The 12,126-nt window shown below is 48.7% G+C and carries 10 protein-coding genes, 2 tRNA genes and 3 pseudogenes; 6 read left to right on the forward strand and 9 right to left on the reverse strand.

The annotated features are described in order from the left end of the window. Nucleotides 1-3: 3 nt before the first annotated feature. A complete protein-coding gene (locus C7B16_RS25150; RefSeq protein ID WP_242664678.1) occupies nt 4-198 on the reverse strand; it encodes a hypothetical protein in 195 nt (64 codons plus the stop codon). Nucleotides 199-536: 338 nt separating this feature from the next. On the opposite strand from C7B16_RS25150, the gene fumD reads away from it, so the two are divergent. The 3 genes and pseudogenes from fumD to C7B16_RS24750 all read left to right on the forward strand — a co-directional run. After that, the gene (fumD, locus tag C7B16_RS01020; protein WP_000528337.1) at nt 537-746 is read left to right on the forward strand and encodes a fumarate hydratase FumD; all 210 of its coding nucleotides are present in this window, start codon (nt 537-539) and stop codon (nt 744-746) included. A 122-nt stretch (nt 747-868) separates the two neighbouring features. Next, nucleotides 869-937, forward strand: a pseudogene (locus C7B16_RS25155) (hypothetical protein); the annotation flags it as partial. Between the two features lie 54 nt (nt 938-991). Further along, nucleotides 992-1,138: pseudogene (locus C7B16_RS24750) on the forward strand (hypothetical protein); the annotation flags it as partial. Nucleotides 1,139-1,149: 11 nt separating this feature from the next. On the opposite strand, the pseudogene C7B16_RS25160 reads toward C7B16_RS24750, so the two are convergent. The 4 genes and pseudogenes from C7B16_RS25160 to C7B16_RS01050 all read right to left on the reverse strand — a co-directional run bounded on the left by C7B16_RS25160 (nt 1,150) and on the right by C7B16_RS01050 (nt 3,452). Continuing rightward, nucleotides 1,150-2,754 (reverse strand): annotated as a pseudogene (locus C7B16_RS25160) (FAD-NAD(P)-binding protein). Nucleotides 2,755-2,879: 125 nt separating this feature from the next. Continuing rightward, nucleotides 2,880-3,185, reverse strand: a complete 306-nt coding sequence (locus C7B16_RS01040) for a monooxygenase (RefSeq protein WP_107179267.1) — start codon at nt 3,183-3,185, stop codon at nt 2,880-2,882. Between the two features lie 109 nt (nt 3,186-3,294). After that, nucleotides 3,295-3,371, reverse strand: a tRNA-Val gene (locus tag C7B16_RS01045). 4 nt (nt 3,372-3,375) lie between these two features. Continuing rightward, nucleotides 3,376-3,452, reverse strand: a tRNA-Val gene (locus tag C7B16_RS01050). 307 nt (nt 3,453-3,759) lie between these two features. Between C7B16_RS01050 and C7B16_RS01055 the strand changes: the two genes are divergently transcribed. Continuing rightward, nucleotides 3,760-5,016: an AIDA repeat-containing protein gene (locus tag C7B16_RS01055; protein WP_107179268.1), complete on the forward strand. Its 1,257-nt coding sequence runs from the start codon at nt 3,760-3,762 to the stop codon at nt 5,014-5,016. A gap of 40 nt (nt 5,017-5,056) precedes the next feature. On the opposite strand, the gene mdtK is transcribed toward C7B16_RS01055, so the two are convergent. Further along, on the reverse strand, nt 5,057-6,430 hold the full coding sequence (mdtK, locus tag C7B16_RS01060) for a multidrug efflux MATE transporter MdtK (protein WP_001174974.1): 1,374 nt from the start codon (nt 6,428-6,430) through the stop codon (nt 5,057-5,059). 215 nt (nt 6,431-6,645) lie between these two features. On the opposite strand from mdtK, the gene C7B16_RS01065 reads away from it, so the two are divergent. Beyond that, entirely contained in the window at nt 6,646-7,272 is a 627-nt protein-coding gene (locus C7B16_RS01065) for a riboflavin synthase (RefSeq protein ID WP_000493961.1), read from the forward strand. A 59-nt stretch (nt 7,273-7,331) separates the two neighbouring features. Here C7B16_RS01065 and cfa read toward each other — a convergent pair whose 3' ends face one another. Both cfa and punC read right to left on the reverse strand, forming a co-directional pair. Beyond that, the gene (gene cfa / locus C7B16_RS01070) at nt 7,332-8,480 is read right to left on the reverse strand and encodes a cyclopropane fatty acyl phospholipid synthase (protein WP_000098885.1); all 1,149 of its coding nucleotides are present in this window, start codon (nt 8,478-8,480) and stop codon (nt 7,332-7,334) included. Nucleotides 8,481-8,770: 290 nt separating this feature from the next. After that, nucleotides 8,771-9,982, reverse strand: coding sequence for a purine nucleoside transporter PunC (gene punC, locus C7B16_RS01075; protein WP_016261990.1), 1,212 nt, complete (start codon nt 9,980-9,982; stop codon nt 8,771-8,773). Nucleotides 9,983-10,094: 112 nt separating this feature from the next. On the opposite strand from punC, the gene punR reads away from it, so the two are divergent. Further along, nucleotides 10,095-11,027, forward strand: a complete 933-nt coding sequence (gene punR / locus C7B16_RS01080) for a DNA-binding transcriptional activator PunR (protein ID WP_000269487.1) — start codon at nt 10,095-10,097, stop codon at nt 11,025-11,027. On the opposite strand, the gene purR is transcribed toward punR, so the two are convergent. Next, a complete protein-coding gene (gene purR / locus C7B16_RS01085) occupies nt 11,024-12,049 on the reverse strand; it encodes an HTH-type transcriptional repressor PurR (RefSeq protein ID WP_000190977.1) in 1,026 nt (341 codons plus the stop codon). The genes punR and purR overlap by 4 nt on opposite strands. Nucleotides 12,050-12,126: the final 77 nt, after the last annotated feature.

The following is a 12,126-nucleotide window of genomic DNA, read 5'->3' on the forward strand; positions in this document are numbered from 1 at the left end:
GTCTTAGTCTTTAAGTTGAGAAGGATAGGAGAAACTTGCTTTCTGGGCGCACTGCCGGAAAGCGAATCCGGTATTACGAAAGTGATGATGCCTCGCTCTAAGGATAGGTGACATCGAAAAAGCGTGCAGAGGAATGTGTGCTTGTGTCTCAGCCCAACGTGAGTGCCTGTTTTTGAGTCGTTGAGTTCTACAGTCCAAAGTGCTGAAACCATTCAAGAGTCAATTGGCGCGCATTATACGCTGAATTTAATCCAAAAGGAAAACAAAAACAGCGTTTCAAAAAACAATCATCCATATTCACAATAAATTGTTATCAAAGATTTAACGTCCTCAGAAAGAGATTACGCAAAAACATCACTGTTTGCGCAACGTGAAAACGATAGCTGGAGAGAGAAGGTCTGCTGGCGCAAAGTCATACCATTCAACTGATACAATTAAAATAATTTATCGGGTTATTTGTTTGATTTTGTTTGTTTTTTGTTTAATTGATGAGATTGATATATGCTGATGACTGGCATGATAAATGGGTATGAATAATGGGCAACCGGACAAAAGATGACGAGCTGTACCGCGAAATGTGCAGAGTGGTAGGGAAGGTGGTTCTGGAGATGCGCGATTTGGGTCAGGAGCCAAAGCACATAGTCATCGCTGGTGTGTTGCGTACAGCATTAGCAAATAAACGTATTCAGCGTAGCGAATTGGAAAAGCAAGCGATGGAAACAGTTATTAACGCACTGGTGAAATAATTGTTCGGGGATGGAGTGCAATACTTCATCCTCTATTATTTTATTGCTCTATGAGGATTTGTTTTAAGAAAGGTATAAAAGGGAATTATCATAATTTCGATATGTATTTTAATTTATAGCGTATTGGCTGTAGTGCCTGTACTACGGCATGTCCGTGGATGATGGCCACCGTAAATACCAAAAGTAAAAAATAACCGAGTGGAAAGATATTACTGTGTGAGTCTTGCAAAGGAAAAATCATGGCTAATATTCTCGGTCCAGGTTGCAGCGCCGTGCTGGCATATCATGACGGCGAAAGAGTGCGCTTTGCCGTCGCCGTTGAAGGCGAAAATAATATTTGTGCCGGAGTTCGCTATCGTCTCAATGAGCAACATCAGTTTGTTGAGTGCTGATAACTTTACCTTTAATCAAACGTAAGACGCCGGCGTGAACGGGAAGCAGGCTTTGCGATGGCCTGTGCCATAGCCTTGCCAATTTCTGCACAAGCCGTAAGCCCCTGAATGAAAGGCTGGTCGTGCATCAGCCAGGGTAACGCGCCGAATGCCACGCGCCCCCGTAATTCTTCAGGCTGCTGTAACGAATAATCTTCACCAACATCAGGGATTTCCTCGCCTGTTTTCTGCAACTGTTCGCGCAGCCCAGGGAAAGGAATATCTTGTATTTTGAGTGGACGTTGACCCCGGGCATCAATAAAAACATCAAACGAGTAGCTGTTGTCTGCTGTTTTCAGAACGGTGTGCGTTTCGTTGGTTTCCATCTCGTAGTCCTCACCAAGGGCGAGAATATGAATGATCCCCGCCTCGCGCAAGGCCAGCAGGCGACGAATAGATTCTGAAGGGATTGCCGCATAATTATCGATAAAGACTCTGGCAAGTCCTTTACTGAATCGTTTATGGTCGTGTACATTCAGATGCGGCACAATTTCCTGTACGGCTTCATGCAAACGCAGAATGGCATAACGCCAGGGGACAGTATGTTTTTCCCGTTTATTTTGCTCGACTTCGGCTAAGTTCTCTTCCGCCCAGCCAAAAGGATCATGTTGTTTACGCTCGGCAAACCAGGCTTGAGCAAAGGTATCTACATTGAGGCTCTCTAACGCTATACGTTGACTCCAGTCAGGATCGGCAGAACTAATTTCTTGTTGTATCAATTTGAATACCCGATCCAACAGACCGTCTGCACCTTTTTCTATTTCTCTATTTAAAGCCTGTTCTGTGACGATGCGTAATGGTTTGTAGGGGATAGGGCAATAGAAATCGGCTTCCGGCAAAATACCTGTACGGGACATCAACGTAATATGCAGATTTTCACTGTTACTATCGCGTTGAAAGCGAACGTGTTGATTATCTTCTTCAATAAACGAACCGTGCTGAATGGCAACCGCCATTGCTGCATCCAGTCCGCTCAAGGATGTGCCTATAATGCCGACGTTACAGGCATCAATTTTCGCTTCCAGTAATCCTGACTACGGGCTGGGGAAATACGTTCGGGTGACTTCTTCTTCATCAGGCCAGACGTGACCGGTAGCTATCAGCGCTAAATCGAACGTCTCTGTGAGTAGATCCTGATTTGTGGCAAGAATGACACCGGAGTCTGTGACCTGCAGATCGGTCACCTGACATGATTCATACACGTTTATCTCAAAATTCAACTGCCGGGCTTGTTCAACTAATTGTAAAAAGCAATTGCGAAAATACTCACCCAGCAGAATACGCGGTAAAAACTGGCGATCGTGCAAGGTATCTTTTTTAACGCCGTAACGTTGCAGGTGACTGGCCTCTTGCCTTTGTAACCATTCCAGATAAGTACAATAAATCGGTGGTATTTCAATACTGGCAATATTTGCCAGCATAATTTTAGAATTTTCTTCATCGCTGTACGGCATACCGACACCGGCTTCGTCGGCCTGCTCGAAGATGGAAATAGAAAGCGGCGTTTGTTGTTGTAAAAGTGAGAAGAAAGTATAAATCCCTGTTGGTCCGGCACCCACAATGGCGATTTTTTTCATTGTTACTTACCTGTGTGCATTCTTTCGAATTTAGCGTTATCAGATAAGTTTGGTTGAAATCTATATAAAATGAGAAATTTCAGACAGGGATGAAAAGGGCGCTAACCGCCCTTCATTAAGATCTGTCAGGCGAGTTTTGCCTGATTGATGTGACTCAGTGGCTCATTGACATCGAAAACTTTGGCAATAACTTCATCGACACCGAGATTTTTCAGGAGAGCTGTATGTTTGTCCAGATAGGCAAGAGCGCTTTTTTCATCAGCAAAGAGATAGATGCCACCGGCTTCGTGGTTCTTTTCACTTTCCGTCCACACCTTCCACAGAAAACCGGGTTCCTGATTAATCGACTCGGCAAGCGGTTTAAGCTGTTCGGCCATTTCATTGCCAAAGGGACCATTAAATGAAAAGTGAAGCTGTAACAAAGTCGCCATCGTTATTCTCCTTCTGATAACACATACGAAAATAGTGTAAATCTTTTAACGTATTGGATACAGAGAATAAATAAGGGAATAAAAATGAGGAGACCAGACTAAGAAAATCTGGTGCGTCCGAGTGGACTCGAACCACCGACCCCCACCATGTCAAGGTGGTGCTCTAACCAACTGAGCTACGGACGCAGGATGGTGCGTTCAATTGGACTCGAACCAACGACCCCCACCATGTCAAGGTGGTGCTCTAACCAACTGAGCTATGAACGCAACGTTGTAGGTGACAACGGGGACGAATATTAGCGGCAGAGTGGAAAGGTGGCAAGAGGTAAAACGTAATTTTCTGCACCATTTCGACCGTTTGCAGAGCTTTTAAGCAAATCGTCTATATTTTGTTGATTTTAAAGGGCGGTTTTTGTTCAGAGTCATATTTACATCTGACACAGTCAATGGCCTCGCGCATCAGGATGTAAACCGTGCCGTTTGCCTCCATATCAATTCTGGCGTGGATAAATCCTTCGTAGCCTTTACACTTAGGTGGTGATAAGGGCACACAGATGCAGCAAAGGAATAAATCATGGGATCTGATGAAAAAAATTTGATGAGCGACGGGAACGTGCAAATTGTTAAGACAGGCGAGGTCGTCAGTGCGACTCAACTTACGGACGGTGAGTTGATTATTGAGGCTGGCGGAAGGGCAGAAAACACCATAGTGACTGGTGCGGGCTGGCTGAAAGTGGAAGCAGGCGGGATCGCCAGGGGGGCACAGTACGGCAACAATGGCACGTTATCAGTCAGTGACGGGGCCATTGCCACAGATATTGTTCAGTCCGACGGTGGAGCAATTAGCCTTTCAACGCTCGCCACTGTTAATGGCCGCCACCCTGAAGGTGAATTTAGCGTTGATCAGGGCTATGCCTGCGGTTTGTTGCTGGAGAACGGCGGTAACTTGCGCGTACTGGAAGGTCATCGGGCAGAAAAAATTATTCTCGATCAGGCTGGTGGTTTGTTGGTTAACGGAACAACTTCATCTGCAATAGTGGATGAAGGCGGTGAATTGTTGGTTTACCCAGGTGGAGAAGCTTCCAACAGTATGATTAACCAGGGCGGTGTCTTTATGCTGGCGGGGAAAGCCAGCGATACGACACTTGTGGGCGGTGCCATGAATAATCTTGGTGGAGAAGACATCCACACCCTGGTTGAGAATAGCGCCGTTTATCGCCTGGGGACGGACGGTCTACAGCTCTACAGTTCCGGTAAGGCTAAAGATTTGGCGGTGAATACGGGGGGACGGGCTGAAATTCATGCGGGGACGGTGGAAAATGTGGTGGTGAAAGGTGGCACGATGATTGTTATGTCTCCCACCAGCGCGGACGATAAATTTGTAGTGGAAGAGGATTGTGCGCCAGTTGAACTGATGGGTAACGTCGCCGTACAAGAAAGTAGCTCTTTGATTATTGGTTATGGTGCCGATTTACAGCAGTCAACGGTTACGGTACAGCAGGGGGGCGTGTTAATCCTCGATGGTAGCACGGTGAAGGGTGACAGTGTCACTTTTCGTATTGGAGAGTTAAAGCTTGACGGTGGAAAAGTGTGGCTGATCACGGCGGCAGCAACGCATGTACAACTGAAAGCGAAAAGCCTGCGCGGAGAAGGAACGATCTGCCTGCAAACCAGTGCGAAAGAGATTTCGCCTGACTCTATCAGTGTGAAAGGGGAAGTTAGCGGTGATATTCACGTTGAGATAACGGATGCCAGTCGGCAACCTGTCTGTAGCGCGCTTAAACTTCAGCCAGACGAAGACGGGATTGGCGCAACGCTCCGGCCTGCATGAAAACAAAGGCGCAACCCGCGAAGGTTGCGCCTTGTCTTTATTAACGAGCGGCTCGTTGCAGAATAATGGCTGACGGTAAACGTTGCAGAAAACGCATACGCAGCATCATCATAATGGCAGCAGAAGTCAGGCCGATAATAAAACCGATCCAGAAGCCTGCTGGCCCCATTGGTTCAACCACCAGATCGGTCAGAGCCAGAATGTAGCCGCTCGGCAAACCCAGCACCCAGTAAGCCGTAAAGGTGATATAGAAAATGGAACGCGTATCTTTATAACCACGCAAAATCCCACTGCCGATCACCTGTATGGAGTCAGAAATCTGATACACCGCTGCCAGTAACATCAAGTGAGCCGCCAGCGTCACAACCTCTGGGTTATCGTTATACAACAGGGCGATTTGCTCCCGCAGTGAAATCGTGAAAATTGCGGTCAGAGTCGCCATACAAACGCCAACCATAAGCCCTGTCCGTGCGGCTGTTTGTGCATCCAGCGTCGAACCCTGACCCAGACGATAACCTACGCGGATGGTTACCGCTGCAGCCAGTGACATTGGAAGAACGAACATCAACGAACTGAAGTTCAGTGCAATCTGGTGGCCTGCCACATCGACAATACCGAGTGGGGATACCAACAGCGCCACCACAGCAAACAGCGTCACTTCAAAGAACAGCGCCAGCGCGATAGGAAGACCAAGTTGCACCAGGCGTTTCATGGCGGCTGGATCCGGTTTAGCGGTGCCTTTTTCGTTGCGGATATCGCGCATGGAGCGGGCACGTTTAATATAAGAAACCATAGCGAGGAACATCACCCAATACACAGCCGCAGTCGCCACACCACAGCCGACGCCACCGAGTTCTGGCATCCCAAAATGACCATAAATAAAGATATAGTTCACTGGAATGTTCACCAACAGGCCAATAAAACCCATCACCATCCCAGGTTTGGTTTTTGCCAGACCTTCACACTGGTTACGTGCGACCTGGAAGAATAGATAGCCCGGTGCGCCCCACAACAGTGCTCGCAGATAACCTACCGCTTTATCAGCGAGCGCCGGATCGATATTTTGCATGGAGCGGATGATATAACCCGCATTCCACAGTACCACCATAATGAGCACTGAAACGAAACCGGCAAGCCAGAAACCTTGTCGCACCTGGTGCGCAATGCGCTCACGGCGACCAGAACCATTTAATTGCGCGATAACCGGCGTTAATGCCAGTAGCAGTCCGTGGCCAAAGAGGATGGCCGGAAGCCAGATTGACGTACCGATAGCCACCGCCGCCATGTCGGTGGCACTATAGCCGCCCGCCATCACGGTATCGACAAAACCCATTGCGGTTTGGGCGATTTGCGCGAGAATCACCGGGATTGCTAATGCTAATAACAGACGCGCTTCACTGATATACTTCTGCACGTGAACACCTTTTATATTGTTGTTATATGAGAGACTAAAAAGCCGCCTGAATGGGCAGCAAAAAGAAGAAGCAGGGGAAATTCAGTCTATTGTAGCGAGGATTTATTAATTCTCCAGTGAAAAAATAACCATTCAGCCCCCTTTACTGGCAAGGGTGTTTCCCACCTGCTATTGTGCTGAACAGAATGCCTTAACTGATTTCAGGAGTTGTAAGTATGTTTACGGGGATAGTGCAGGGCACTGCAAAACTGGTGTCGATTGACGAGAAACCAAATTTTCGTACTCATGTGGTTGAGTTACCTGACTACATGCTTGATGGTCTGGAGACCGGTGCGTCTGTAGCACACAACGGTTGTTGCCTGACCGTGACGGAAATCAACGGTAACCATATCAGTTTTGACCTGATGAAAGAGACGTTACGCATTACCAATCTTGGCGATTTACAGGTTGGGGATTGGGTAAATGTAGAACGTGCGGCGAAATTCAGTGATGAAATAGGTGGGCATTTAATGTCGGGTCATATTATGACCACCGCCGAAGTCGCGAAAATATTAACCTCTGAAAATAATCGCCAGATCTGGTTTAAAGTGCAGGATAGTCAGTTGATGAAATATATCCTGTATAAAGGATTTATCGGAATCGACGGTATTAGCCTGACCGTAGGCGAAGTAACGTCGACCCGTTTCTGTGTGCATTTAATTCCGGAAACGCTGGAACGTACCACCCTCGGTAAGAAAAAACTCGGCGCGCGTGTCAATATCGAAATCGATCCACAAACTCAGGCAGTGGTAGATACAGTAGAACGTGTGCTGGCAATGCGTGAGCAGGCCTTGAATCAATAAGATACTGAAGCCTGATTTGAAATGACATCGCCCCCAAAACGGGGGCGATAGAATGACATTTAGCGTGCAACCCGAAGACCGCTTTCGATCCCACGTGAGAACACCACTTGCCAGAGCTGAATATCGCGGGCGCGGAAAGCACCAGCGCAAGCATTCAGATAATAGGTAAACATCCGTTTAAAGCGCTCACTGTAGTTATCAGCAATTTCTGGCCATGCGGCGAGGAATCGCTCATACCAGGCCATTAACGTGGTGTCGTAATCGGCACCAAAGTTATGCCAGTCTTCCATCACGAAATGCGGTTCGCTGGAGCGAGCAATTTGCCGAACAGAGGGCAGACAACCGTTCGGAAAAATATATTTATTTATCCACGGGTCAACATTCAGGTCGGTTTTTTTCGAGCCGATAGTATGCAACAGGAAAATACCTTCCGGTTTCAGATTACGATCCACCACTTCGAAATAGGTATCGTAATTTTTCGGCCCGACATGTTCGAACATTCCAACCGAAACAATACGGTCAAACTGGTCGTTCAGGTCCCGGTAATCTTGCAGCAAGATGGTGACATCCAGACCTGCGCAGCGCTCCTGAGCCATTTTTTGCTGTTCGGCAGAAATCGTGACACCCACCACACTTACGTCATAATTAGACGCCATGTAATGTGCCAGACCGCCCCAACCACAGCCAATATCCAGTACGCGCATACCCGGTTTTAACTGCAATTTTTCACAGATCATTTTGAGCTTCGCTTGCTGGGCTGATTCCAGATTATCGGCATCTTTCCAGTAAGCGCAGGAGTATTGCATGAAGGGATCAAGCATGCGGCTAAACAAGTCATTACCGAGATCGTAATGCTCTTTGCCAACTATCCAGGCACGTTTTTTACTTTGTAGATTGAAAAGGCGTGCACCAGCAATGCGCAGTGTGTCTTTGAAATGATGGGGGAGTTGGTTTTCGAGACCTGCGCGCAAGACCTTGCTAAAAAACATATCCAGTCGGTCACATTCCCACCAACCATCCATATAACTTTCGCCTAACCCTAACGATCCTTCTTGCAGGACGCGTTTAAAAAAATCGGGGTTTTTAACACGAATATCTGCCGGAGCAGGGCCATTAATAGCAATGCCAGCACGGCTAAGTAATTCGTTGGCGATACGATACCAGTTGTCATCCGGTACACTGACTTCTTCTATACACGATGAACTCATAGTTTCTCCATCACTGGTCGGTGATCAGAACCTTAAAACAGCGTAGACGCTTTTTGGGCTTTGTGAGAAATCTCGCAGAAAAAACCGCGAGTCTATAATCCGACGTAGAACAGAGGGAAAGGAGGAACCCTTGCCGAAATGACCATCCATAGTAAACCGGGAACACTCCTGTCCCCGTAGAAACATAATATTTATCGTAATCTTAACAACTGAAAATTAGTATAGGCCGCTAATTTCAATCATACAACAAAATTTTGTTAGCGGCCTAAGTATAAAGATATCGATATATATCAATGCGATTCACTATGAGCGACTTCGGCATTGCTTTGATTCTGGCAGTCTCGTTCTTTACAACGTTGCATCATGTAACCCAGAGCGGCCAGCACCACAGTTGATAACATCACGCTAGTGGTGGTGAACAGAGGTGTGCTAACGCTGATAAGCCAGGAAACCACCAGGCTTGCGAGGAAGCACAGTCCCAGTTGCAGAGTGTTCTGCAAGGCTGCGGCGCGTCCGGTTGCATGTGGGAAGGGCCGCAACGCCTGTGCGACAACAATCGGGTAGATTGCGCCGTTGGCAATCGCCATCACACAGAATGGGACCAGAATTTCGACCAGTGAAACATGGCTAATGAATCCTGCCGCCCAGGTTGCCACGACGCTGACAGCAAACAGCATCAGTAGCCACGGCAACAACTGCTTACCTTGCCATTTCTGCAACGCGGCGCGACAGCCATAACCACCAATCAGAAACGCAATAGTTTGCGGGACATAACTTAAACCAATGACGGCCGGGCTGTAACCCATTTCGCTAAGGATGAACGGAGAACCGGTCAGCCAGGCAAAGAAACTGGCTGAACAGGCAGCATAAATCAGTACGTTTCCGCGATAGATTTTTGAACGCAGCAGATCGGTAAAGGTCAGACCATCCTGGCTATCATTACGTGCTTTAGTCGTGGGTTTAAGCCAGAAAATGGGCAGAATCAGTACTACGGTAATGGCAAACAGGGTGGCGAAAATCGCCTGCCAGGAAAAATGGACCAGCAGCCAGCTACCTAAAAGAGGAGCAAGCGCCGGAGACAGTCCCACTAACGGCATGATAGTGGCGAAAATACGATTCACTTTTTGTGAAGGGTAGTAGTCCGTCACCAACGCCTGCCAGATAACTGCCGCGGCGCAGACCCCCACAGCTTGCACGAACCGCAATACCAGCAGAGTGACGGCGTTTTCCACCCATAACATCCCCAGACTACCCAGAGCAAAAATTGTCAGGCCGATCAATAACACCGGTTTACGACCATATCGGTCGGAGAGCGGCCCCCACAAGAGCTGGGCTGCGGCAAAACCGGCAAGGAACAGACTAAGGCTGGCACTGACAGCAGACGCAGGCGTTTGCAGATCGGCCTGAATGGCGGCGAAAGCAGGCAGATACATATCGGTTGCCAGAAAACCGAGTACGCTCAAACCCGCCAGCCAGACTAAAAATCTTTTCCCAGGTTGCATGTATATTCTCTAAATCTCTCAATTAAACACCGTCGCAAAGTGTAGGGAGTGAAATTCGTGTTGTGAAACGGTAATATTTGATGACTGGTTTCAAAAATTTTGCAGGCAAACTATGTGGTCTGAGTATTCTCTCGAAGTGGTTGATGCGGTGGCGCGTAATGGTAGTTTTAGCGCCGCGGCCCAGGAGTTGCATCGCGTTCCTTCTGCGGTCAGCTATACCGTTCGTCAGTTGGAAGAGTGGCTGGCAGTGCCGCTTTTTGAAAGGCGTCATCGTGACGTGGAACTGACCGCTGCCGGGGCGTGGTTTCTCAAAGAAGGGCGCTCTGTTGTCAAAAAAATGCAGATCACTCGCCAGCAATGTCAGCAGATAGCGAACGGTTGGCGCGGTCAGTTAGCCATCGCGGTAGATAATATTGTCAGGCCAGAACGCACGCGGCAGATGATTGTTGATTTCTATCGCCATTTTGATGACGTCGAACTTCTGGTTTTTCAGGAGGTGTTTAACGGTGTCTGGGATGCGCTTTCCGACGGACGTGTGGAACTGGCGATTGGTGCGACACGGGCGATTCCGGTAGGTGGGCGTTACGCCTTCCGTGATATGGGAATGTTGAGCTGGAGTTGTGTTGTTGCCCGCCACCATCCGCTTGCGTCGATGAATGGGCCGTTCAGCGATGATACGTTGCGCAACTGGCCGTCACTGGTGCGCGAAGACACGTCACGGACGCTGCCCAAACGTATTACCTGGCTGCTCGATAACCAAAAGCGCCTGGTTGTCCCGGACTGGGAATCATCGGCAACCTGTATCTCGGCCGGGTTATGCATTGGCATGGTGCCGACCCATTTCGCTAAACCGTGGCTGAACGAGGGGAAGTGGGTAGCATTAGAACTGGAAAATCCATTCCCTGATTCGGCATGTTGTCTGACCTGGCAGCAGAATGATATGTCGCCTGCGTTAACCTGGCTGCTGGAGTATCTCGGTGATAGCGAGACGCTGAATAAGGAATGGCTGCGGGAGCCGGAAGAGACTCCCGCAACGGATGATTAACGACGATAGTCGCGGAACGGGCCGTCAGCCACGGAGCGGCGTTCAATAAGCCGCGGATGAACTTCAATTGACTGCGGTTCTTCGCGTTTGTTGACGATACGATCCAACAGCATGTTGAACGCCGTTTCGCCCAGCGAATCTTTTGGCTGATGGATAGTCGTCAGCGCCGGAGTAAAATAACGGGCGTTGCGCACGTTATCATAACCGATCAGCGAAATATCTTGCGGTACGCGCAGACCCATTTCATCAGCGGCGCAAAGTGCGCCCATAGCCATGATATCGCCGCCACAGAAGACAGCAGTAGGGCGGTGCGGTTGCGACAGGATTTGCTGCATGGCGCGATAACCCGATTCAGGCTCAAAGTCACCCTGCACAATCCAGTTTTCCGGCACCTTGATCATGGCTTCTTCCATCGCTTTCATAAAACCCGCCAGACGGCCAGCGCCGGTGTTGCGCTCCAGCGGACCAGGAATAACGCCAATTTCGCGATGACCGCGTTCAATCAGATAGCGCCCGGCCATGTAGCCGCCTTCAAAAGCGTTATCGATAACTGCATCGGTAAAGTCCGCTTTTGCTTCGCCCCAGTCCATCACCACCATCGGGATATGGCGATACTCTTCCAGCATCGCCAGCAATGGTTCCGGATACTCAGAACACATGACCAGCAGGCCATCGACGCGTTTTTGCGCCATCATCGACAGATAGGCCCGCTGTTTCTCAAGATTGTTCCACGCATTGCCCAGAATCAGTGTGTAGCCTTTCTGGAAGCAATTTTTTTCTACCGCTTCAATGATCTCGGCAAAATAGGCCGCTTCGCTGCTGGTCGCCAGCAAACCGATAGACTTGGTGTGGTTAACCTTCAGGCTACGCGCCACCGCGCTAGGAGAGTAGTGTAATTCTTTAATCGCTGCCCACACAGCGTTACGAGTCTCTTCCGCGACAAAACGCGTTTTGTTTATAACGTGTGACACAGTTGTAGTGGAAACGTTTGCTCGTTTCGCTACATCTTTTATTGTTGCCATTCCATTTCACTCCAGACCCTAACTTCAGCTCCTGCAAAATCGCAAGGTAAACGTTTGCCTTTACACACCTTACGCAC

It is taken from the genome of Escherichia sp. 20412-1, assembly GCF_003027595.1.
Taxonomy (GTDB): domain Bacteria; phylum Pseudomonadota; class Gammaproteobacteria; order Enterobacterales; family Enterobacteriaceae; genus Escherichia; species Escherichia marmotae.